Below are 23,798 nucleotides of genomic sequence, written 5' to 3' on the forward strand. Positions count from 1 at the left end.
CAAAAACCTCAATATTATATATGGAAAGAAGACAATTTCTGAAAACCAGCGCTATAGCTGCCGCCGGTTTTAGCATTTTACCATCAGGAAGCCTGTTTGCGTCGGTACCTGCAAAGGTACGTTTAGGTTACATCGGTGTAGGCGCCCGTGGCATGAGTCATATTGCCGAAGGTTTGCTTCGCGATGATGTGGAGATCGTAGCCATTTGCGATACCCAGGAAAGCTCATTGAAAATTTGCCGCGAGTACATCGCAAAAAAAGGCCACGCACCTGTAAAAGAATATACCGGCGGACTGGATGCTTACAAAAAGTTGCTGGATCATAAAGATATTGACGCTGTAATTATAGCCACACCATGGCAGTTTCACCATCCGCAAGCTATCGACGCTATGAAAGCCGGTAAATATGTAGGATGTGAAGTAATTGCTGGTCTTACCGTTGAAGACCACTGGGATATTGTTAATACTTCTGAAAAAACAGGTATCCCTTATATGACGCTTGAAAACGTTTGCTATCGTCGTGATGTAATGGCGGCATTGAACATGGCACGCCAGGACTTATTTGGCGAGATCGTTCATTTAGAGGGTGGTTATCAGCACAATTTGAGAGGTGTATTATTCAACGACGGCAAGCACTATTACGGCGGTGGTGTTGAGTTTGGCCCTAAAGCACTGAGCGAAGCACAATGGCGCACCCAGTTTAATATTGATGTGGATGGCGATATCTATCCAACGCATGGCGCTGGCCCGTGTATGCATTATGCTAATATCAATGCAGGTAACCGGTTTACCAACCTTGTGTCCTTTAGTTCAAAAGCGCGTGGTTTATCGGCCTACGTTGAGGAATTATCGCCCGGTCACCCGAATGCCAAGATCCATTATAAAAATGGCGACGTAACCACTACCATGATCAACTGCGCCAATGGTGAAACAGTACTGTTGAGTCATGATACGCACCTGCCGCGTCCTTATTCATTAGGTTTCCGTGTACAAGGTACAAAAGGCTTATGGATGGATGTAAACAAAAGCGTATACATCGACCATAAATCAAAAGAAGATGATTCATGGGATCCGGCAAAAGAATGGTTTGACAAATATGATCACCCGCTTTGGAAAAAATACGAAAAGTTTGCCGAAGGCGCCGGTCACGGTGGTATGGACTGGTTTGTATTTAACGCTTTCGTAGAGTCGGTTAAGCAAAAACGCCAAACTCCTATTGATGTTTATGATTCTGTTACCATGAGTGTAATTACTCCTTTGTCAACCAAATCATTAAAAGAAGGCAATGCCAGCGTAGCATTCCCTGATTTTACCAAAGGCAAGTGGAAAGAGCGTAAAAACACCTTTGCGCTTGACGACAGCGGCTTTTAATTATCGTTTATATTTTTTTGCATGTTTCTATGTTTAGCCTGGCCAAAAGCCAGGCTTTACTTTTTTAAGGGAATATCAATGGTGCTGCTACAAAGAGTAATAAAATATCATTGTGAGGCACGAAGCAATCGTACGGAAAGAAAGCCGTTCTGTATGGTATGCGATTGCCGCGTCGTTCCTCACAGCCATGACACAGGAGCTTTCAACCTTCTCATAATCAAATTCTTCAGGCCAGATCCCGAAATACGCAGAATCCATAAAATTAGTGCCCAAATCATCCTGCTTGTGGTCTGTTCAATGCTGCAGAAACCTTCAAAAACTGAGTTTTACCGCCGCAAAATACTTTGAGTCAAACGTTTGCGTAAGCGCGATTTTGCTCAAAACAAACGTTTGCGCTGTGTTTGGAGGGGCGTTTTTTTGCTTTCAAAATCCTGTATTTCTAATTTCCAATATTCAAAAACAAAGCTAAATCACAACAGAAAACTAACAATTAATTAATACTAACACCCACCACGTATGATTAAAATTTACTCAAACCCCGACAAGGGCTTCAGCAAACACAATTATTTAAAGGGGCAAATCAGCGGCCTTTTTAAATTGATGTGCTGTTGCCTGTTATTATTATTGCCCGTACTTGCGAACGCGCAAACAACTATCAGCGGTAGCGTAAAAGATAAAGATGGTCCTATCATCGGGGCCACTGTAACCCAAAAAGGTGTTAAGAACACAACTTCTACCGATGTAAACGGTAAGTTCAAACTTACATTAAAAGGTAGCTCAACAGTATTGGTTGTTTCTTATGTAGGATTTAAGCCACAGGAAGTATCTATAGGAAATTCGACCGATATCACCATTACCCTGCAGGAAGACCTCAACAAACTTAATGAGGTGGTTGTAGTTGGTTATGGCACGGTTAAAAAAGGCAATTTAACAGGTTCTGTAAGTTCTATAAAAAGTGACGACCTTACACTCGGCGGTACTACAACCAATATTGGCCAGGCCATTCAGGGTAAGGCAGCTGGTGTTCAGGTACAACAGGCCAGCTTTGCACCAGGCTCAGGAATTAATATCACTGTAAGGGGGGGTAACTCTATCAATACCTCTACATCTCCTTTATATGTGGTTGACGGTTTTATCAGCGATAACGGAAACCAGGTTAACCCTAACGATGTGGAAGATATCCAGGTGTTGAAAGACGCTTCTGCAACAGCTATTTATGGCGCAAGGGGTGGTAACGGCGTTGTTTTGATCACTACTAAAAAAGGAAAAAACGGTAAGGTTTCTTTGGATGCCGATATATCAGGAGGCACACAATACTTAACATACAAGCCAGATCTGTTAAACGGTCAGCAGTATACTGATATTCAAAATGCTACTGCAATTGAAGATGGTAAGCCGCAGCCGTATCCTTCAAGTTTCCAGGTGGCCAATACCAACTGGTTAAAACTGGCAACCCGTAACGCGACAGTCCAAAATCAAAGTGTCAGTTTAAGCTCAGGCGATCAAAATTCAAAAATCTATGTTGCGGGTAATCACATTAAACAAGTAGGTGTGTTGCAGCACACCGGTTTTGAAAGATACACGGCAAGAATAGGGACTGAGAAAACAATGAACGAGAACCTGAAGATCAGCGCTAATTTTTATGGTGCCAGTTCAAGTTCAACGTTACAATCATACTCGGGCGATATAACGGCGCCATTATTTAGTTTGTTAACTGCACCGCCTAACGTAACCCCGTATAATGCCGATGGCACATATAATTATTACGTTACCCAGGGTACAAAGACTAACGCTTTGGCTGGCCTTTTAGAGCCGACAAATAACAGCGGTAGTAAATTGATAAACGCTAATGTTGGGTTAGATTATAAAATTATAAACGGCTTAACTTACCACCTCACAGCCGGTACAGAATACACTCAAACTACAGCAGGTCAGTATCTGCCTACCACAACCATTTCCGGTGCTAAACAAGGCGGTGTTGCCAGTGAGCAAACATCATCAGCTTTCAGATGGATAGTAGAGAACTACTTTACCTATAAGTTTAACATAGCTAAAGATCACGATTTTACTGTTTTATTAGGTACATCAAACCAAAAAGATATTACCGAAGGACTAAGTGCCGGTGCTAAAGGATTTTCAACCGACGCATTCTTATACTACAACCTGAGCGCCGGTTCGTTGGTTAATGGTTATGGTAGCAGCAAAGCGGAAGCGATGTTGACATCATATTTCACCAGGTTCAACTATGCTTACAAAGATAAATTATTAGCCTCATTCTCTTATCGTGATGACCGTTCTTCAAACTTCGGTCCAAACAAACGTTCAGGCTTTTTTCCTGCAGGAGCTGTGGCTTACAAATTTACAGATGACGATTTCATAAAAGATCTTAATACTTTCTCAAACTTAAAAGCACGTGTTAGCTACGGTGTTACGGGTAATGACCGTATCCCGGCAAGCTTGTACCTTTCAACATTTGGCCCTTATGGTGTTGTGCTGAATGAAACAGGCAATCTTCAAACCGGCATCGAACCAAAAACGTTGGCTAATCCTAATCTTAAATGGGAAAGTACCAGGCAGTTTGACGTTGGTTTGGATATGGGTTTTGCCAATGGCCGTATTAATGCAAGTATCGACTACTACAGCAAAAAAACTACCGACTTATTGATACAGATCCCTATCGGGCAGCAATGGGGTTTCAGTAATCAGTGGGTTAACGGCGGCTCTATTCAGAACCGGGGTATCGAACTTTCTGTAAATACCAACAATGTGCGCGGTAAAGATCTGTCATGGAACAGTACCGTTACTTTTGCTTACAACAAGCAAAAAGCGTTGGATTTAGGTCCGGGTGTATTAGTTATCAGTACCAATACCGCTAACCCAAGCGGTACAGTTTCAGGCCAGGAATTTACAAGAGTTGTGCCGGGCATTGAATTGGGTGAGCTATATGGCTACGTTTATGAAGGTGTAGTTAAAACCGGCGAAAAATATGCCCCGCAACCAAATTCAAAAGCAGGTGACCCCAAATACAAAGACGTTAACGGTGACGGTGTAATTACTCCGGCCGACCGTACTTACCTGGGCAATTCTAACCCGCATTACATGGCTGGCTTTGGTAACGATTTCCATTACAAAGGCATTGATCTTGGTATATTTTTCCAGGGTGCGTTTGACTATTACCTGTATAATATGAACGCAATGGTGCTGGAGTCAACTACCGGCATAGCAGGATTAAACAGATTTGTTGCGGGTAAAAATGAAAATACATCTATTCCGCGTGAGGGTTATTACCTGAGCACCTACGGTAGCTATGTAAACTCTCGTTTTGTTGAAAATGCTTCTTATGTACGTTTAAAATCACTTACGCTGGCTTACAACTTCCCTTCATCATTATTTCAGCATATAAAAATTTTACAGGGAGTAAAAGTTTATGCCGAAGCCCAGAACCTTTGGACAATTACCGGTTACAAAGGTACCGACCCGGAAGTTAACGTACACTCAGGCGCTACAGGTGGCGGTTTGGACTTTAACTCGTTCCCTGCATTCAAAACGGTAACATTCGGTATTAAGGCATCTATCCATTAATGAAATTATCCATTTAAGGGATCAACAAAATTTAAATCAAATGAAAAAATATAACATTTTACTCTTAGCGGCCGCGGTAGTTACACAGTTTTCGTGTAACAAAACCAGCCTTGAACCTAAAATATACAGCAGTTTAACAAGCCAAAACGCTTTCCTTACCAAATCGGATGCTATTGCGGCTGTTAACGCGGTTTATGCCCGTCTTAAAGGCCCGGCGGTTGGTGATAATTTTGATTATTGGACAGTAAGGCACTTCGCGCTAACCGATTTAACTACCGATGTGGGCCACTGTAGCTATGCAGGTGACCCGGGGCAATTATCGCTGGTGCAATGGAATTCTGCCAACGGTTTGATAGCTGAAGATTACAGGCAGATCTATAAATTGATTGCTAACGCGAATAACGCGATCTACAATATCGCGGCAATGAAAAGTATCACAGACGCCCAGAAAAATCAGTTTCTGGCCGAAATGAAGTTTTTGCGTGCTATTGCTTATTCAGATCTTACTGATTCATGGGGCCCCGTAATCCTGAATACAGAAAAAGATATAGCCAACCCTGATTACAAAGCTCAAACCGCGCCAAGTCCGGTAGCGGATGTTGACGCGTTAATGATTGGCGATCTGCAAAATGCAATCACCGTACTGCCTGCCGATTACACCAAAAGCGATATTTATACAACCAATGATGTTGGCCGGGCTACTAAAGGTGCAGCTATGTTCCTGTTGGCCAAGATCTACTTGCGTGAACACCAATGGCAAAAAGCTGCTGATTTAACCAAGCAGGTTATGGATTTGGGTATCTACCAGTTATACCCATCATATGATGGTTTGTTTAAAGAATCAAATACATGGTGCTCAGAAAATATCTTTTCGGTATTGAGCGATGCAAACGTTAACGGCACCGAGTTGCTGAACCACTTTGGTCCGCTGAGCCATCCTGTACTAACCGATAGGTGGCAGTATTATGCCGTTACCTGGGATTTTTACAACAGCTATGGCGATGAGGATGACCGTAAAAAAATGTTCTTTACCCAATATCAGGGTGTTGACGGTTTAACCCACAAGCAAGCTCCTTCGTTAGGCGCTACCGCTCCGGATGGCGTGTTGTATATGCCGGATGTCGCGACTATGAAATATGCTGATCCAAATGGGGCCAACACGTACTACGATGGCCACAGTGTTGACGTTTTACGCTATGCTGATGTATTGCTAAGCCGAGCCGAAGCTTTAAATGAATTGAGCGGACCAACTGCCGAAGCTGTTTCGTTGGTAAATCAGGTTAAAGGCCGCTCGCATGCCAAATTATTGGTACAGGGTAATTTAACCCAGGCTACTTTCCGCGATGCTTTATTACAAGAACGTGGTTGGGAACTGTATTACGAAGGGAAAAGAAGGGCCGACCTGAAGCGTTTTGGCAAATATGATGTGATTGTGAACGCGTACCTGAAACGTATTGGTCAAACCAATACCGTACAGCTGCCTCGCGATGAGTATTTCCCATATCCGCTTAACCAGGTTAATATCAACCCTAACCTGAATAACGCGGGCAGGCAGCAATAAGCATAAAATTCAACTATTGGTAAAGAGTATACGGCCTTTAAATGGCTGTATATTCTTTACTGTTTAACCGGTATTACAAAATTTAGTGATGAAGGATTGGTTTAAAGTTTTAGCGGCGGGATTGTTAGTTTCAATCATCTGTGGATGCTCGGGTGGTAACCTGATAAAAGAAATTCATATAGGTTTGTACAATAACAATGAGCTGAAAATTAAGCTTGATGTTATGACCAGCAAGCCCGTTGATCTGTATGCCGAATATTGGATAGAGGGTAAGCAGCCTGTAAAATACAGGTCGACCACTACGGGCAACGGTACATCGTATAAGCTTGTGCTTTGCAATATTTTGCCTGATACTACTTATTCATATCATATTGTAACTGTTGATGGCGGTGATACTGTTATCAGCAAGCCCCATACTTTTAAATCGCACCAGTTGCCATTGTTTTTACAGGAGCAGTTTCACGCGAAAACGGCTGCTAAGGCCACGCTGCCGGCACAGTTTAATGACGGTTTGATGCTCATTAACAAACGTTATGCGCCAGGTGTAGCATTTTTGGTCGATACAAAAGGGCAGATCAGGTGGTATCATATGATTGACAGGTTGGGTTTTAAGGTGATTAATTTTACTAAGGACAGAACGCTGCTCTCAATTTTGGGTCGAAATGATGAGCCAACCAGTTACGGTAGTGAGATATTGGAGATCAACATGCTTGGTGATACGCTGTTGCACCTTACCAAAGGACAGGGCGATTTCAGGCAAACCATCCATCACGAAATACTGAAGAATGATAAGGGCCAGCTGGTAACCATTTTTGTCGATCAGCGCTTAATGGACCTTACTGCTATAGGCGGTGGCAAACAGGATACGGTTAATGGTGACGGTATTATGGTGATGGATAAAACCGGCAGGCAGCTTTATAAATGGAGTGTGTTTGATGTTATGGATCCGCTGAAAGATCCTAAGATCCTGAAAACCAAAAAAGACTGGATGCATGCCAACAGCCTCAGCTATGATACAGAGGGTAATTACCTGATGTCGTTTTATAACAACGGGCAGATCTGGAAGATTGATTCCCACAACGGAAAAGTAATTTACAAGTTTGGCAAAGGCGGTACTATTGCGATGCCAGCCGATTGCAACTTTACCCAGGCCCATGCCGCCCATATTAATAAGCAGGGCAACCTCATGTTTTTTGATAACGGGGTGGAAAAACACCAATCTGGAGTATATGCCATGAAGATTGATGAGAAAAATCAAACCTCATCCATTGCCATGCATATAACACTTCCTAAAGAAATTTTTAACGGCAGAATGGGCAGTGCCTACTTGATTAACGATACTACTACGCTGGTTTGCTGCTCAAAAAGGCACATTATAGTACTTGCAAATAATAAAGGTGTATTACAATGGACAATGGAAACATCGGTGCCAACTTACCGTGCCGGCTTTATCAAATACGAACAGCTTGATCCATATTTAAAACCATAGATCATTAAAATGAAAAAAAAATATCAATATATAACTTTCCTGTTGCTGTTATTTGCTTTAGCAAATGTTGCTCAGTTAGTATCGTGCAGCGGCAGCAGAGCTGAGGAAGCTAATAATGCTGATTCAGCAGCTGTGAGTCTTGTTTCTGTAGATACCGGCAAAATGCCCGGCGGTAAATATGGCGATGCAGTACGTTATGGCCGCGAACTGATGTTGCATACTGCCTATTATATAGGTCCCGATGGAGTCAATGGTCACTACACCGGTAATAAAATGAACTGTACCAATTGTCACCGCGATGCCGGTACAAGGCCGTACGCTTTTAACCTGGTAAGGTCGTTTCGTGATTATCCGCAGTACAGGGCAAGGGAGGGCAGGATCTTATCTTTGGCCGAACGCATCAACAATTGCGTAATGCGCCCTAACCTGGGCAGGCCGCTGCCGCTGGACGGGAAGGAGATGATCTCGATTATGGCTTACCTTAAGTTTTTGAGCGATTCGTCAAACGTCTCAAAAACCACCAAAGGTTTAAAAAATATGGAGGTTGAGCTGCCCAACGTAGCGGCTTCATCAGACAGGGGCGAAGTTTTATACGCTCAAAATTGCGAACGCTGCCATGCCAAAAATGGCGAAGGCAAAATGCGTTTTGATAATGTAACTTACGAGTATCCGCCGGTATGGGGATTATTGGCCTACCGTCCGGGTTCAAGCATGCACCGTGTGGTTAAGCTGGCTCAATGGTTAAAGGGCAATATGCCTTATGATAAAACCGCCGAAGGAAAACCTTTCCTAACGGATGCTGAGGCACTTGATATCGCCGCCTTTGTAAACGACGATAAAAAACATAAACGTCCACTTCCTAAAACCACCAAAGAGGTTGACTATCCGCATTACGAAGAAAAAGCGATTGATTACGATAAAGGGCCTTTTAAAGATCCTTTCTCAGAAGAACAGCATAAATACGGGCCCTATAAACCTATTATTGATTATTGGGAGGGTAAGGGGATAACACCGGCTATTTAAAAACAATACTAATCCAACTATGTCATTGCGAGGAGGAACGACGAAGCAACCTCGTAGTTATGCATCTTCGATATGCATTGGCTACGAGATTGCCGCGCTACGCTCGCAACGACATTGTTTTTATTATAAAAAGACTGACTAAATTTATTTCATGAAAAAACAATTTTTAGCTATCACTTTCCTTTTATCAGGCTTTGCTGCTTCGGCACAAAAAGTACCTTATACCAATTGCGATAAATGCTGGCTGGCCGATTCATTGGGTAACCATCGTGTGGTATTAACCTTTAATGGTACAGGTAAAGTGGCTAAAGCGGTGATTAACTGGAGGCGCAGGGATAATGAGCCCGAAAACAAGCGGATCATTATTGAAGATGCTAAAACCAAACAAAAAATAACCAACGTAAAAATTGGTTCAATAAACCGTGAAAGCGGTGAGCTGTATTTTGAGCCAACATCGGGTAAGGGTACTTACTTTGTGTATTATATGCCTTACAAAAACGAGGGGCGCTCAAACTATCCTAAAGGTGTTTACCTCAAACCCGAAAATATAGCTTCTGCCCAATGGCTTAATACCATAAACAGCACGGCTCCATTGGCTTCGGTAAAAGAGTTTCAGTCGATAGATGCTTTTAACAGTTTTTACCCAATGGAGGTAATTGCTACAAAAGCAGAAACCGAAGCATTGCTGAATAAGCACAAATCTGAATCATTTTTGGTTTTCCCGGAAGACAGGATGAACTCCATCCGCATGACCAAAGATTTGCCGCAACGCTGGATTGAGCTTGGTCCGCAAAGTAAATATACCGGTGAGGCAGCCCGTGGTGAAAACTTTGCATTTCAGCTGGGTATTTACGCGTTGCAGAATATTGAAAATGTACAGGTAACATTCAGTGATCTGAAATCTGCCACCGGTAAGGTGATCCCGGCTTCGGCACTGTTTTGTATCAATACCGGAGGCACCACTTATGATGGTAAACCACTTACTAAGGTTGTGAACGTAGCCAAAGGCGAGATCCAGGCCTTATGGTGTGGGGTAGATGTGCCTGCCGCTATACTGCCTTCGGTTTATACAGGTAAGGCTACCATCAGCATCAACGGTAAACCGGCAAAAACAATTGCTTTATCTGTTAAAGTAAATAGTAAAATTTCAAAAGATGGCGGCGTAAGCGAACCTTACAAAATGACCCGCCTGGGTTGGTTAAACTCAACCATGGCACAACAAAATACGGTTATCGCGCCGTATACCCCGCTTGAAATAAGTGGCAACACAGTTAGTTTGTTAGGCCGTAAGGTAGAAGTGAATAAGGACGGTTTCCCAAAACAGATCCAGACTTATTTTACGCCGGAAATGACAGAATATGCGGCAGCACCGAACAACCTGCTTACCGAAGGTATTCACTTTCATTTTATCGACGCCGCTGGCAAAAAAATAAACCTGAAAAGCCAGGGTGTACAGTTCACCAAAAAAGAAGCCGGAACAGTGCAGTGGACTGCCGTAAGCGCCAACGATAGCTTGCGGATGGATGTAACCGCTTCGCTGGAGTTTGACGGCTTTATGGCTTACACTGTAAAGGTAAAAGCCCTGCAGGACGTTAGCCTGAAAGATATTACCATGCACATTCCTTTTAAAAAGGATTTTGCTAAATATATGATGGGCTTCGGTCAAAAAGGAGGCTATCGCCCTGAAAATTTTGAGTGGAAATGGGATGTTGCCCATAAGAACCAGGACGGCGCATGGATTGGTAATGTGAACGGTGGTTTGCAGTATTCACTAAGGGATGAAAAATATGTCCGTCCGCTGAATACAAATTTTTATCTGCAAAAGCCTTTATTGCTGCCATCTTCATGGGGCAATGATAACAAAGGTGGTATTAAGGTAGCCTTTGATGGTAATGCTGTATTAGCCAACAACTATAGCGGCGAGCGTGACCTGAAAAAAGGCGATGAGCTCTATTATAACTTTACCCTGTTGGTAACACCTTTCCATACCATTAACACCGATTTTCAGTGGGCTACAAGATTCTATCATTCATATAAACCTATTGATACCATTAAAAAGGCTGGAGCAACGCTTATCAATATTCACCATGCTACGGCGATCAATCCTACCATCAACTATCCATTTATTGCCTGGCAAAAAATGAAAGCCTATGATGATTCGGCCCATGCTGCCGGGTTAAAAGTGAAAATCTACAATACTATCCGTGAGTTATCTAATCACGCCTATGAAACTTTTGCTTTGCGTAGCCTGGGACATGAAATCTATTCGCCGGGTAAGGGCGGAGGCTTTAGCTGGTTGCAGGAGCACGTGGGCGATGATTACATAGCCGCCTGGTTTGTCCCCGAAATTAAAGATGCAGCCATTATTAACAGCGGAATGAACCGTTGGCATAACTACTATGTGGAGGGTATGAATTGGTTAACCCAAAACGTAGGTATCGACGGTATTTACCTGGATGATGTGGCTTTTGATCGTGTTACCATGAAACGTATAAAACGTGTATTAACCAAAGATGGTCACCCGGGTATTATTGACTTACACTCTGCAAACCAATACAATAAAAGCGATGGTTTCAATAACAGCGCCAACCTGTATATGGAGCATTTTCCATACCTAAACCGTTTATGGTTTGGTGAGTATTTCGATTACGAAAAAAATGATCCTGATTTCTTCCTGACTGAAGTGAGCGGTATTCCTTTTGGTTTAATGGGCGAGATGTTACAGGGCGGCGGTAACAAATGGCGTGGCATGGTTTACGGCATGACTAACCGCATGCCATGGAGCGATGGTGCCGATCCGCGCCCGATTTGGAAAGCCTGGGATAATTTTGGTATAAAAGGAACCAAAATGATTGGTTACTGGGTTGACGACAATCCGGTAAAAACAGATAAAGCCAAGGTTATAGCAACCGTTTATAAAAAGGATGGCGCTGCCATGGTGGCCGTTGCCAGCTGGGAAGATGCCGATACAGATTTTCAATTAAATATCGACTGGAAAAAATTAGGCATCGATCCGGCTAAAGCGACCATCACGGCTCCGGAAATTAAAAGCTATCAGCCAGGCAAAACATTTGGCTTGACCGATAGAATCCCGGTTGAAAAAGGTAAAGGCTGGTTACTGGTGATTAAATAAAGCGGAAACATGAATAAAAAATGGTTTATCGCCGTATGCCTTTGCATTGGCGGCCTGAAGGCTTTTGCCCAACAAACGGCAAGTATTCGCGAGTATACTAAAGCTATTACCACTTATCCGTTTTCGGATCCTAATCCGATACCGGCATTCACCAATATTTATCCGTATTTCCGTTACGACGGATTTACGGATAAACCGGTGCAAAAGGAGTGGAAAATAGTTGAGCTGGAAAACGCGTATATCAGGTTAACCATTTTACCGCAGACAGGTGGCAAGATTTGGTCGGCCGTTGAAAAATCGACAGGTAAGCCAATTGTTTATGAAAACCATGTAGTAAAATTCAGGGACATTGCCATGCGCGGCCCCTGGACAAGCGGCGGTATCGAACCTAATTATGGCATTATTGGCCATACACCAAACTCGGTTACCCCGGTCGATTACCTTACCCGTACAAATGCCGATGGCAGTGTAAGTTGTTTCATCAGCGTGCTTGACCTGCTTACCAATACCACCTGGACAATGGAAGTAAACCTTCCGGCAGATAAAGCTTATTTCACTACAAAATCATTCTGGCATAACTCAACACCGCTTGAACAACCCTATTACCACTGGATGAATACCGGTATTAAAACCAGCGGTAAACTTGAATATATTTTCCCTGGCACCAAATATCTCGGTCACCAGGGGGAGTACGCCGATTGGCCTGTCAATAAACAGAACGGGAAGGATCTTTCCTTTTATGATAATAACAACTTTGGTGGCTATAAATCATACCATGTGTTTGGCAAGTACACCGAATTTTTTGGTGCTTACTGGCATAACGATGATTTTGGTATGGCCCGTTATGGCGGTCACGAGGATAAAGCCGGTAAAAAAATCTGGATCTGGGGATTATCGGATCAGGGCATGATCTGGGAAAAGCAGCTTACCGATAACGATGGTCAGTATTCTGAAATTCAATCCGGGAGGTTGTTTAACCAAACAGCAGTTAAAAGCACGTTCACGCCTTTCAAACACAGAGGCTTCGCGCCCGGCACTTCCGATACCTGGACAGAGTATTGGTACCCGGTATTAAAAACCAAGGGCTTTGTACAGGCCAATAACTATGGCGCGCTGAATGTGAAGGCTGAGGGCGGTTTGCTGAAGCTGTATTTTAGCCCGGTCCAGAAAATTACCGATACGCTGAAAGTAAAGCAGGGCGATGAGCTGATCTACAGTAAAAAACTAACCTTACAGCCCTTACAATTATTTACAGATTCAATTAAGGCGGATGCCGGGAATGTGCTGGTGACTTTGGGAAACAACAAGCTCATTTATAACTCAAAACCCGATGCTGACAATTTAAATCGCCCGTTTGATTTGCCAAAAGATTTTGACTGGAATAGCGCTTACGGTTTATACACCCAGGGCAAGGAGTTCATGGATCAAAAAATGTACCCCGAAGCCGAAGAAAAACTGCAGGAAGCATTAAAAAAAGATCCATATTTTTTGCCGGCACTGGTACAATCGGCAGCGTTGATGTACCGTGATATGCGTTATGCCGAAGCTTTGGGTTTTGCCAAAACTGCCTTGAGCATCAATACTAATGATGGTGCAGCAAACTACTATTATGGCATCATTAACGCGCAACTGGGTAACGTTGCTGATGCTAAAGATGGTTTTGATATGGCCGGCTTATCGGTTGAATACCGTAACGCTGCTTACTCGGCGTTGAGCAGTTTGTATTTAAAAGAAAATGACTATGTAAAAGCTTTAGAATTTGCTTCGAAAGCGCTGGATTTTAACAGGTTTGATGTGTCTTCACTACAAGTGCAGGCCATAGCTTACCGCCATTTGAACGAGCGTAAAAATGCCGAACAGGTTTTGGACACAATATTGGCTTACGAACCGCTTAATCATTTTGCCAGGTTTGAGCAGTATTTATGGCAACAATCTGAAGCTACAAAAAAGGCTTTTACATCGATGATCCGGAATGAGCAGCCTATTGAAAGTTACCTCGATCTGGCAGATCTGTATGATCATAACGGCTGTATAGAGGAAAGCGAAAAAGTTTTACAACTTTCACCTGCCAATGCACTTGTGCATTATAAACTGTCGTTTTTGGAGTATAAGCAGGCAAAGCCATTTAGTGAGGCGCTAAGTAAAGCCAATGCGGCAACGGCGGCATTTGTATTTCCTTTCCGGAATAGCGATGAAGGAGTGTTGGAATGGGCCGCGCAACAAAGCAAAAACTGGAAGCCTAAGTATTTTCTGGCATTGCTTTACAAAGACCGGAACCGCCTTGACGAAAGCAAAAAGTTGTTTGCTGCATGTGGCAGCCAACCAGATTTTGCACCATTTTATGTAGCGCGGGCTGCAATGCAAACAGGAGAAAATGTTCTGGCAGATTTAAATACCGCAGCCAAACTTGATAAAGGCTGGCGTTATAATAAGCTGCTTGGCGAATATTATGTTAATAATAAGCAATATGCCAAAGCACTAACTACTGTTGAACCGTTTTATAAATCGCACCGCGATAATTACATCATTGGTATGTTGTACGCCAAGGCATTGCTCCTGAACAAGCGATATGGTGAATGCGGAGAGCTTTTATCGCACATTAATATCTTACCTTTTGAAGGTGCGACAATTGGCCGCGAGTTATACCGCGAAACCGAGTTGATGCAGGCAGTTCAAAAGATAGATGCTAAAAATTACAAAGCAGCTTTAAATTATATAGCCGACGCTAAAAAATGGCCGGCAAACCTGGGTGTAGGTAAACCTTACGCCGAAAATATAGATGAGCGTTTGGAAGATTGGATGAGTTACCTGTGTTATACCAAAATGGGTAAGACTAATGAAGCCACACAGTATCTGCAAAAAATAACAGCCTTTAAGCCTCAAATAGATAATACGGTAAGTAATTTCCTTTCGGCCAACCATCTGGTAACGGCCTGGGCTATTGAAAAGCTTAATGGCCATACGGCTGCAATCAACTGGTTGGATGCGGAGATTCAGAAGTATCCGGATGATAAAGTGATCAAATGGTGTAAGGAAGTTTATGAAAGCAATGCTTTCAAGGAAAGTGAGGTAAGCGATGCAAACATCAGGATACTGGAACGTTTGATGTGATCACCTCAACTGCTTGGCAAAATCCGATGGTCTGATATTGGTGAGCTGGTAAAATATAGCGCTAAAGGCCGATAAACTATTGTATCCTAATTTATAAGCAATCTCGCTCATAGACATATCGGTTTGCAGCATCAGCTCGATGGCTTTAACCATTTTTAGCAATTTAAAATATTGCAAAAACGAAGTATTTAGGGTTGATTGGAAAAGGCGTGAAAGTGTCCTTTCGCTAAAGCCAGTTTCTTCGCTTACAGATGAAAGTGTTAGCGGCTCAAATGCGTTTTTATTCATATAATCCAGCACAGGGTGCATCCGGATGTTATCTGTAGTAGGTAAGGCTACAGGCAAAGATTTTTTGCTTATCTCCGGCAATATGGCCTTGATCCCGGCTAAAAAATGAAATGCCTGTTCATCAGGGAATACATTGCCATCCCAGCGCTCAGAGTAAATGAGCATCTGTAACAGTAAATTATTGATGGGGTAAATTCCGCCTTTGGTATAAAACGGGTTGCTGTTATCATCGTGCCAGTAAAAATACACTGTGCGGGTAATTGCTGATTTGTGCATTTCCACAAAATGCATCATCCCGCCGGGGATCCATACATAATGCCTTGCCGGTATTACCAAAGTTTTATCGGTTAAATGAATATAGGCAATGCCTCCTTCTATGTAAATCAGTTGACCTTTTTTGTGGCTATGATTGGGGAAGTTTCTTTCTGTTTTCCAGTTAATTACATAAACGGATTCGGGGTATTGGTCAATATCCCGGAAAAAGTTTTCGGCTGTAGCTGTGTCTATATTTTGGCTGGAATGAATAAACATTTGGCAAATTTAAATAAAATAAGCTTTTAACAACTGCCGAACTTTGTACTATTAAATCACCATGAACTTTAATAGTAAATTTTATCTGGCCTTGTTGCCAGTATTGTTGCCGGCCTTTTCGTTAAAAGCCCAACAACCCGCTGCCGATAGCAGCAAAAACCTATCCTTAACCATAGCACAGGTTTGGCAAAAAGCAGCCATTAACAGCAAAGCTGTACAAATTAAACAGTTGAAGGTAACAAGCAGCGCCGAAGGTATTAAAGATGCCAAAGCAGAGCGCCTACCCGAAATTAATATTAACGGCGAATATGCTCGTGTAAGCAATATGCCGGTTTACGAAAACGGTATTTTTAATACACCAACTCAGTTTCCGGTTTTGCATACCACCTATACTGTAGGCGGCGAGGCTTATTTAAATATTTATAATGGTAATAAAACCAACCTGGAAATTGACGCCCGCAAACGCGAGAATAATATAGCAGGCGAACAGCAAAAGCTCGCACTTTCTGAGGTGAAGCTACACGCCGCAGCCTATTATCTGGACATGCAGCGCAGTATCATCTTTAAAGATCTGTTGCTAAAAGATATCGCCGCGCAGGAAAAGCAGCTTTTACAGATCAAAACACTGCAAAAAAACGGTGTGGTATTAAAAAGCGATGTACTAAGGGCTGAGCTAAAGCTTTCTAAGCAGAAACTCTCTTTAGTTCAGTTAGATAATGACCTGGCAATAGCTAATCAAAAACTGAATATCCTGATAGGTTTGCCTGACGATCAGCAGATAAATCCGGTTGAAGCTGTTCAGTTGGACACTACCGGCAAAGAAACATACGATGAGTATTTAACTGATGCCGGAAAGAATGCCTATCAGCTCAAGATCTCCGAACAGGAAACTGAATTAAGCAAACTCAGGCTGAGGAACATAAAAGCAAACGTATCGCCTAAAGTAGGTTTGTTTGCCGCTTATAATTATAGTTATCCGCAAATCCTGTTTTATCCGTACTCGCCAAGTTTGTACGGTTTAGGTTTTGCAGGGGTAAAAGCTTCGTTTTCTATTTCCTCATTTTATCATAACAGCCACAAAGTAAAAGTGGCAAGGCTTGATCTTGAAAGCCAGGAAATTGAGCATGCGCAAACAGAAGATGGCGTACGTCAGCAGGTTAATGAGGCCTGGCTCAGGTACAAGGAAGCGCTGAACAGGGTAGATGTTAGCCGTGTTAATGTGCAGCAGGCCACCGAAAACAGGCGTATTGTAAACAATACCTACTTTAACCAGCTATCGCTTATAACCGATTTACTTGACGCGGATACACAGTTATTACAAACCCGCTTTGATCTGGCTGCAGCCAGGATAGCCGCTCAACTTCAATATTATCAATTACAAAACGTAACCGGGAAACTTTAATCATGAACAAACATATAAACACTTATACCGCAACAGATAAGTTAATAACTAAAATAACCACGTGGATAGCCGGCATAGTTGCAGCAGGCTTATTAGTATGGGGGATTGTAACGTTGGTACACCTGTACAGCTATGAAGAAACCGATGATGCCCAGGTTGAAGCCTACATTAATCCTATTACAGCAAGGGTAAGCGGCTTTATCAAAGAAATAAGGTACGATGAAAACCAGGACGTAAAAAAAGGAGATACTCTGCTCGTTATCGATAACCGTGAATACCAGATACAGCAGGAAGAAGCAGGAGCTGGCTTACAAAACGCCCGCGAACAGGTGAGTGTATTGGAAAGTAATGTAGAAACCGCCGCTAAAATTGCTGAAGTAAACAAGGTACAGATAACAGCCGCCAAAGCTAAATTAGTAAAAGCCGAACAAGAGTTTGAGCGTTTTACCAAATTGTATGATGCCGAATCGGCCACCAAGCAGCAACTGGAAAATGTACAAAGCGCCCTTGATGTTGCCCGGTCTGATTATCAGGCATCGTTAAATAATTACCAGGCAGCACTGTCAAAAGTAAATGATAGCCGTTCGCAGATCTCGCCGGTAATGTCAGAGATTAAACGCCGTGAATTGGTATTACAACGTAATAAGCTTGATGTTTCTTACACAGTAGTAACCGCGCCTTATGATGGCAAGATGGGTAAAAGGACTATTCAGCCCGGTCAGCAAATTCAGCTTGGCCAAACGTTGGCCTATATCGTTGATAAGGAAACCGGTTTATGGGTGGTAGCCAATTTTAAAGAAACGCAATTACATAACATGCAGATAGGCGAGGGTGTTGAAATTACTACAGATGCCTATCCCGACAGGAAAATAAAAGGAGAGATCCTTTCTTTATCACCGGCAACGGGCTCGAGATTTTCCTTATTACCTCCGGATAATTCAACCGGCAACTTTGTGAAAATAGCGCAGCGTATCCCCGTGAAAATTAAAATAGACAATAAAGCCGCCGATTTCTTAAGCGCGGGTATGAATGCCAGCGTAACTGTACCTAAAAACTAAGAGCCATGAGCAATCAAATTCCAGTTTTTAAACCCTGGGTACCTGAGTGGCTTATACGTATTACGCTGCTGTTAGTGGTATTGCCCGGCATTATTTTGTTTTCCCTGTCTATCAGTAATGTTGGCGCAGCTGCGGGCTATTATGGTATAAGCCCTAACGACGCGCAGTTTTCGATGATCATCCTGTATGCGGCAACCGCAAGCTTTGTAGTGTTGGAAAAGCGCTTTTTTAAAAACATCGCCAGTAAAATGTACCTGCTTATCAGCGTGTTGTTACTGGTTACTACCTGTTATATCTGTTATCATGTGCGCGACTTTTTTGTGCTTCTGATCTTCAGGTATATACAAGGTTTGCTAACCTGTACAAGCCTTAGCATCACGCTAACGCTGATGTTTACGCGCTTGCATACCGAACGCTCAAAGGAGATAGGCTATTCAGTTGTTTACTGTATCCTGCTTTGCGTATCGCCATTGTCAACCTTATTTACTGCATCTATTATTGATGATTTTAATTTCAATGTGATATATAAATGCGCTATCTACTCTTTTTTGCCAGGTGCAGCGTTGATGTGTATCATCATGAATAATGTGCGCCTTGATCGTAAATTGCCTTTATATCAGTTGGATTGGGCAAGCTTTGTGATCTACTCGGCGGGGCTTTGTCTTGTTGGTTACGTTATGGTATATGGCCAGCAGTATGATTGGTTTGATGATAACCGTATCCTTTACAGTGTAATAGCCATTGCTGTATTATTTTTTGTATTTGTGGTGAGGCAACTCAGTTCAAAAAGACCTTACTTTCATATCCAGGCATTTAAATACCGCAAGTTTGTGCTGGCCGCATTACTGCTGTTTGTGTTTTATATCTGCCGTGGCTCATTCGGGATCACCACATCTTTTATGAGCAGCACTATGGGTATGGACCCAATACACGTTGGTTATTTGCTTATTTATAACCTTGCAGCTATTATTATTAGTGTTACCATCTCATCAAGATTTTTATTGATGAAGAAGCCGTTGCGGCAGATCCTCATTTTGGGTTTTACTTTCCTGCTGGCTTTTCATGTGTATATGTGCTTTGTATTTTCGGCGCAGGTTAATACCGAAGATCTGATAATCCCGGTAATATTACAGGGCGTGGGCGCAGGTATGTTAATGACCCCGGTTATTTTGTTTGTGATATCATCATCGCCGGTTAAATATGGTACAACAGGCTCGGCAGTAGGTATTTTTATGCGTTTTACCGGGTTTAGCAGCAGTATTGCGCTAATTAACTATTTTCAATTATATAGGCAAAATGACCATGCCAATCGTTTCCAGGAGCAGCTAAGCCAGTTAAATCCGCTTGCTGTTCAAAAGCTGGCTATGTACAAACAAGCCTTGACCGGTAAGGGCGTAGCTGCAGATCAGGCCGCGAAAATTGCCAATGGTTTGCTGAGCAGAAATATAAGCGCGCAAGCCCAGCTGCGTTTTGCTGTTGATTATTATCAGTTTATCAGCTGGGTGTTGCTGGCTATTATACTAATTGTTGTTTTATTCCCATCGGCTAACCGGACAATTATTAATCTTAAATCTAACCAGCCAGCACCTGTTGTTTATTAATCGATATCTTATTCGCTTTTCAGGCTCTTTACCGGGTTTTCAAGTGTTTTGATAATATGTGTTCATGAGGATGCCAACTGCCGTTACCGGAACTATCCGCAAGGATATTTCGGTACGGTATTGGTGATTCATATTATTGGGCCGGGGAGGGGATATATGAGATGTTTCCCTGGTTCAGGACGATAGCAGAATTCCTTACTTGGTTTTTGGGAAGCTGTGAAATATTAACGCGCATTTAAATGCTTAATACACATTTAAATGCGGCAAATAATTAATTTAACTTATTCAGCAGATAGCAACTGGATGTACTGCTCAAGTAAAACAATGTATTTGTCTTTCCATATATTTACCCTGTTTTGATTGGGGCGCATTTCGCCACTCCGCGGATCAAATATATCAGTGTTTTTTTTCTGATAATATTCTGGAAATTCTTTTGAAAAGTCGTGGTCTACAATTCTGCCAATCCGGTGTATAATATCCGCATTTAATTCTTTTCTGTTAAACCACTGATATACCACACTTCGGCTTACATCCGAGTGTTGAGCAAGTTCGGTAATACTGAATCCTTTTTTTCTAACGAGTATCTCTACAATCTGACCGTGATGTTTTTGCATAATTTTTAGCTGTAAAAAGTTAAAAAACTAATCAAAATAAGCTTAGGTGCCAGTAATAATTAGTTGTTAATCAGTTTACTAACTATTGCCAGGTGACTGTGTATTGCAACTTCTATGCCAGTGCGCCAAATTTAATCTTGACGAAATTGATAGAATATGTTGGTTGGACAATAAAAAGGATTTCCAACTTTTAAGAATAATTTTAACTTTTAGATTATTTATTTTCCCTTGTTTTTTGAGCGAATAAAATTCCGTGTATTTAATTACGCACGAAGTGTGGAATAATGTATACATAGTGTGAAAATTTATTCCCCATTTAGTGATTTTGAAATAGGTGTGTTCAGATGGAAAAGAAATAGTGAGAACTTAATCCTCGAAATGCTACAATAATGTTACAAGTTTAGCCTGCTCTTTGAAAATATGAAAATCTGTGCCATAATATTTTCTATTAGTCCTTATTATATTAATAGTTAATTAATATGGAATTAATCTGAAGATCAGGCTTCTTTGAAAATCTTTGGATCAAACTTTCTATGTAATTGTTATAGGTGAGTTTTAGATTTTGAAGTTACACCCCCTTATATATTGCGATGGTCGTTTTGATAGAAATAGTAATGATTTTTTTAACCACTAAGGCAATATTGTTTTGGTACTCAATTTTGTTTTTGGCTATTTTACTGTTTTATAATGCGTTGTAAGTCAGTTAAAAGTGAAAGAGATGTTGAGTTGAGAAGTATTTGAGCAATAAAGTGTATAAAAAATAGAATGGGGATTTTTCAATAAAATTGCCAAAATGTTAGTACTTTCATAAAAAAAATACTAAAATATTAAAATTACTACCAATGAATACACAACATCCATGGCATGAAGTTTCAACGGGGCCTAAAGTTCCTTACGTTGTAAACGCTGTTATTGAAATTCCCAAAGGTTCAAAAGCTAAGTACGAGATTGATAAAGAATCCGGCCTTTTAAAATTAGATCGCGTGCTCTTTTCATCTGTAATGTACCCGGCCAATTATGGGTTTATTCCGCAAACCTATTGTGATGATCAGGATCCGCTTGATATATTGGTAATATGCTCGGTTGATGTTTTTCCGATGTCAATTATCGAAGCAAAGGTGATAGGGGTAATGCATATGATTGATAATGGTGAGCAGGATGATAAAATTATTGCTGTGGCTAATAATGATATGTCAGTAAATTATATAAATGACTTAAGCGAATTGCCTCCGCATACTATTAAAGAGATTGAGTGCTTCTTTAAAGATTATAAAGTTTTAGAGGGTAAAAATGTAACTGTTGAGCGTTGGATGGGCGTTAGCTATGCGCACCGTGTTATTGAAGATAGCCAGGTGTTATATGATGTTAACTTTAAATCGACTCAAAACGAAGTTAAAGTAGCCGGCTAAGTATAACTGAAAGCTAAAAAAGCTTAATCCGGCTCCTTTATTAATTAGGTTGCCGGATTAAGCTTTTTCAGTTTAGTATAATTAGGTTTATAAGTTTAGGTTATTACCGTTGTTTGCTCCGTTCTTATTTATATAAGTGATCGCCGCTTGATGTTTAATCAATTTAGCAAGGTATATTATTAACGCTGGTTAAATTTCTTTTTTGAATTTTCAAGCAGGCTTTTATTGTATTTCTCTAATAGTTCAATGTATTTATCCCGCCAGTATGAATCCTCCATTTCATCTGTATGATAATCAGGAGCGTGGGTGTAACCTTGGTTTTTAATATTGTCAAATTCTCCCTCAGTAAATAAATGAGGAAATTCAACAGAAAAATCATGCTTTAGGCAAAGGCCTATTTTGTATATGATTTTTGGTTTTAGGTATTTTTGATTAAACCAGTAATAAACTGAACGTCTGTTAACATTAGTAAATCGTGCGATTTCGCTTATGCTGCAGCCTTTGCGCCTAACCACTTTCTCTACTATTTCACCATGGTGCAAATCCATAAGTTTTATAAAATGAGTTTTGAACTACTTAATAGCAATCGTAAATTTTAATTAAGTTCTATAATAAAAAATAAGAAGCAAGTTAATAATACGTCTTTAGAAGTTAACTTGCAACATTTAAACAAATTTGATCTACGTTTACCTTTACTGTTAAAACGCAGTTCAATTGTTCTATGGTCATCAATATGGTTTTGCCCATAATTTGAGTAACTACACCCTGGTAGTTATACAATAATCCATCCTTTATTTTAACCTTGTTACCAATGTTTAAATTTTGGATGCTCATTAACTCAACTTCTGAGTAATTGTTAACTATTGATTTTATTCGGTCAATTTCCTCGTCGTTTAGTACTACAGGTTTTCCGCAATAGGATACAAAATTTACCACTCCGGGAACCTGCTTTACTTTAAGCTGTTCACCGACATTTGCCCTGACAAAAACGTATGATGGAAATAATGGAGTCTCTATCATTTTGTTTCGGTCGGCCCATTTTTTTAATGATTTAATCACCGGACAAAAGGAGGTGATATGATTGTCATTTAAAGTTCTGTCTATTTTTTTCTCAAATCTGGATCTTGTGTACACAACCATCCAATTTGCAGGTGTAGGTTTAATTATAACAGCGTTTTTCATTATAGTGCATTTTTATTTGTTTGATAATTAGGTAGATGATCAAACTAAATGTTCTTCAATTTGAGTGCAATATTTTCATAAAAATCGCCATTTAGTTTAATAATTCGCATGGTCCCTCACAATTTGTTTTCAAACTGTGAAAAAAGTGTGGTGTAAAAAATACACATGTTTTAAAGATGTGTTTAAACAGCTATCGGCTGTTGCGGGCAGCGCATTTTAACCCGGGAACCCCAAAATCAATAAAAAAATTAATAATTAGTTACGCGAAAAAGTCAATTAACTAATAGTTGTTAGAAAAGGAAGCTTATTTTCTTTTTTCGTTAAGTTGATATGTGGAGTTGCCTGGGATTGGGGGTTTGTTCGGAAACTGGTTTTTACCTGTTTAATGAAGGAGATTTCCTTACGTAAATGATGGTTGGTTTGTTACATGAATGTGAATAATAT

15 protein-coding genes are annotated in these 23,798 nt (G+C 41.2%); 11 read left to right on the forward strand and 4 right to left on the reverse strand.

Going from position 1 to position 23,798, the window contains the following annotated elements; all coding sequences use genetic code 11:
• Positions 1–20 precede the first annotated feature (20 nt).
• From DUL71_RS07130 to DUL71_RS07160, 7 genes are all read left to right on the forward strand, one after another.
• Positions 21–1,370 carry a Gfo/Idh/MocA family protein gene (locus DUL71_RS07130; RefSeq protein ID WP_114937370.1) on the forward strand — a complete coding sequence of 450 codons (1,350 nt, stop codon included), beginning with the start codon at positions 21–23 and terminating at the stop codon, positions 1,368–1,370.
• A gap of 516 nt (positions 1,371–1,886) precedes the next feature.
• A complete protein-coding gene (locus DUL71_RS07135) occupies positions 1,887–4,952 on the forward strand; it encodes a SusC/RagA family TonB-linked outer membrane protein (protein ID WP_114937371.1) in 3,066 nt (1,021 codons plus the stop codon).
• A gap of 40 nt (positions 4,953–4,992) precedes the next feature.
• A complete protein-coding gene (locus DUL71_RS07140; RefSeq protein WP_114937372.1) occupies positions 4,993–6,513 on the forward strand; it encodes a RagB/SusD family nutrient uptake outer membrane protein in 1,521 nt (506 codons plus the stop codon).
• An 88-nt stretch (positions 6,514–6,601) separates the two neighbouring features.
• Positions 6,602–8,002 carry an aryl-sulfate sulfotransferase gene (locus DUL71_RS07145; protein WP_114937373.1) on the forward strand — a complete coding sequence of 467 codons (1,401 nt, stop codon included), beginning with the start codon at positions 6,602–6,604 and terminating at the stop codon, positions 8,000–8,002.
• A 9-nt stretch (positions 8,003–8,011) separates the two neighbouring features.
• On the forward strand, positions 8,012–9,025 hold the full coding sequence (locus tag DUL71_RS07150) for a c-type cytochrome (protein WP_114937374.1): 1,014 nt from the start codon (positions 8,012–8,014) through the stop codon (positions 9,023–9,025).
• A 151-nt stretch (positions 9,026–9,176) separates the two neighbouring features.
• The gene (locus tag DUL71_RS07155; RefSeq protein ID WP_114937375.1) at positions 9,177–12,158 is read left to right on the forward strand and encodes a glycoside hydrolase domain-containing protein; all 2,982 of its coding nucleotides are present in this window, start codon (positions 9,177–9,179) and stop codon (positions 12,156–12,158) included.
• Between the two features lie 9 nt (positions 12,159–12,167).
• Entirely contained in the window at positions 12,168–15,269 is a 3,102-nt protein-coding gene (locus DUL71_RS07160) for a DUF5107 domain-containing protein (RefSeq protein ID WP_114937376.1), read from the forward strand.
• On the opposite strand, the gene DUL71_RS07165 is transcribed toward DUL71_RS07160, so the two are convergent.
• The gene (locus DUL71_RS07165; protein WP_114937377.1) at positions 15,270–16,088 is read right to left on the reverse strand and encodes an AraC family transcriptional regulator; all 819 of its coding nucleotides are present in this window, start codon (positions 16,086–16,088) and stop codon (positions 15,270–15,272) included.
• 61 nt (positions 16,089–16,149) lie between these two features.
• Between DUL71_RS07165 and DUL71_RS07170 the strand changes: the two genes are divergently transcribed.
• The 3 genes from DUL71_RS07170 to DUL71_RS07180 are packed head-to-tail and all read left to right on the forward strand — an operon-like array spanning position 16,150 to position 20,149.
• On the forward strand, positions 16,150–17,490 hold the full coding sequence (locus DUL71_RS07170) for a TolC family protein (protein ID WP_114937378.1): 1,341 nt from the start codon (positions 16,150–16,152) through the stop codon (positions 17,488–17,490).
• A 2-nt stretch (positions 17,491–17,492) separates the two neighbouring features.
• Positions 17,493–18,548, forward strand: coding sequence for an HlyD family secretion protein (locus tag DUL71_RS07175; protein WP_114937379.1), 1,056 nt, complete (start codon positions 17,493–17,495; stop codon positions 18,546–18,548).
• A 5-nt stretch (positions 18,549–18,553) separates the two neighbouring features.
• A complete protein-coding gene (locus tag DUL71_RS07180) occupies positions 18,554–20,149 on the forward strand; it encodes an MFS transporter (protein WP_114937380.1) in 1,596 nt (531 codons plus the stop codon).
• A gap of 281 nt (positions 20,150–20,430) precedes the next feature.
• Here DUL71_RS07180 and DUL71_RS07185 read toward each other — a convergent pair whose 3' ends face one another.
• A complete protein-coding gene (locus DUL71_RS07185; protein ID WP_114937381.1) occupies positions 20,431–20,763 on the reverse strand; it encodes a helix-turn-helix domain-containing protein in 333 nt (110 codons plus the stop codon).
• Positions 20,764–21,605: 842 nt separating this feature from the next.
• Between DUL71_RS07185 and DUL71_RS07190 the strand changes: the two genes are divergently transcribed.
• On the forward strand, positions 21,606–22,172 hold the full coding sequence (locus DUL71_RS07190; RefSeq protein WP_114937382.1) for an inorganic diphosphatase: 567 nt from the start codon (positions 21,606–21,608) through the stop codon (positions 22,170–22,172).
• Between the two features lie 179 nt (positions 22,173–22,351).
• On the opposite strand, the gene DUL71_RS07195 is transcribed toward DUL71_RS07190, so the two are convergent.
• Both DUL71_RS07195 and DUL71_RS07200 read right to left on the reverse strand, forming a co-directional pair.
• Complete coding sequence (locus DUL71_RS07195; RefSeq protein ID WP_114937383.1) at positions 22,352–22,720, reverse strand: hypothetical protein; 369 nt, start codon at positions 22,718–22,720, stop codon at positions 22,352–22,354.
• A gap of 103 nt (positions 22,721–22,823) precedes the next feature.
• Complete coding sequence (locus tag DUL71_RS07200; RefSeq protein ID WP_114937384.1) at positions 22,824–23,354, reverse strand: UpxY family transcription antiterminator; 531 nt, start codon at positions 23,352–23,354, stop codon at positions 22,824–22,826.
• Positions 23,355–23,798: the final 444 nt, after the last annotated feature.

Origin of the sequence: Mucilaginibacter endophyticus (assembly GCF_003351025.1) — a bacterium.
In the GTDB taxonomy this organism is placed as follows: Bacteria; Bacteroidota; Bacteroidia; order Sphingobacteriales; family Sphingobacteriaceae; genus Mucilaginibacter; species Mucilaginibacter endophyticus.

Excerpts from the sequence above, each read along its gene's own strand:
- DUL71_RS07200 (WP_114937384.1), bottom strand. The coding sequence starts at position 23,354 with ATGAAAAACGCTGTTATAATTAAACCTACACCTGCAAATTGGATGGTT.
- DUL71_RS07145 (WP_114937373.1), top strand. The coding sequence starts at position 6,602 with ATGAAGGATTGGTTTAAAGTTTTAGCGGCGGGATTGTTAGTTTCAATC.
- DUL71_RS07160 (WP_114937376.1), top strand. The coding sequence starts at position 12,168 with ATGAATAAAAAATGGTTTATCGCCGTATGCCTTTGCATTGGCGGCCTG.
- DUL71_RS07155 (WP_114937375.1), top strand. The coding sequence starts at position 9,177 with ATGAAAAAACAATTTTTAGCTATCACTTTCCTTTTATCAGGCTTTGCT.
- DUL71_RS07165 (WP_114937377.1), bottom strand. The coding sequence starts at position 16,088 with ATGTTTATTCATTCCAGCCAAAATATAGACACAGCTACAGCCGAAAAC.
- DUL71_RS07170 (WP_114937378.1), top strand. The coding sequence starts at position 16,150 with ATGAACTTTAATAGTAAATTTTATCTGGCCTTGTTGCCAGTATTGTTG.
- DUL71_RS07140 (WP_114937372.1), top strand. The coding sequence starts at position 4,993 with ATGAAAAAATATAACATTTTACTCTTAGCGGCCGCGGTAGTTACACAG.
- DUL71_RS07130 (WP_114937370.1), top strand. The coding sequence starts at position 21 with ATGGAAAGAAGACAATTTCTGAAAACCAGCGCTATAGCTGCCGCCGGT.
- DUL71_RS07180 (WP_114937380.1), top strand. The coding sequence starts at position 18,554 with ATGAGCAATCAAATTCCAGTTTTTAAACCCTGGGTACCTGAGTGGCTT.
- DUL71_RS07150 (WP_114937374.1), top strand. The coding sequence starts at position 8,012 with ATGAAAAAAAAATATCAATATATAACTTTCCTGTTGCTGTTATTTGCT.
- DUL71_RS07195 (WP_114937383.1), bottom strand. The coding sequence starts at position 22,720 with ATGGATTTGCACCATGGTGAAATAGTAGAGAAAGTGGTTAGGCGCAAA.
- DUL71_RS07135 (WP_114937371.1), top strand. The coding sequence starts at position 1,887 with ATGATTAAAATTTACTCAAACCCCGACAAGGGCTTCAGCAAACACAAT.
- DUL71_RS07175 (WP_114937379.1), top strand. The coding sequence starts at position 17,493 with ATGAACAAACATATAAACACTTATACCGCAACAGATAAGTTAATAACT.
- DUL71_RS07190 (WP_114937382.1), top strand. The coding sequence starts at position 21,606 with ATGAATACACAACATCCATGGCATGAAGTTTCAACGGGGCCTAAAGTT.
- DUL71_RS07185 (WP_114937381.1), bottom strand. The coding sequence starts at position 20,763 with ATGCAAAAACATCACGGTCAGATTGTAGAGATACTCGTTAGAAAAAAA.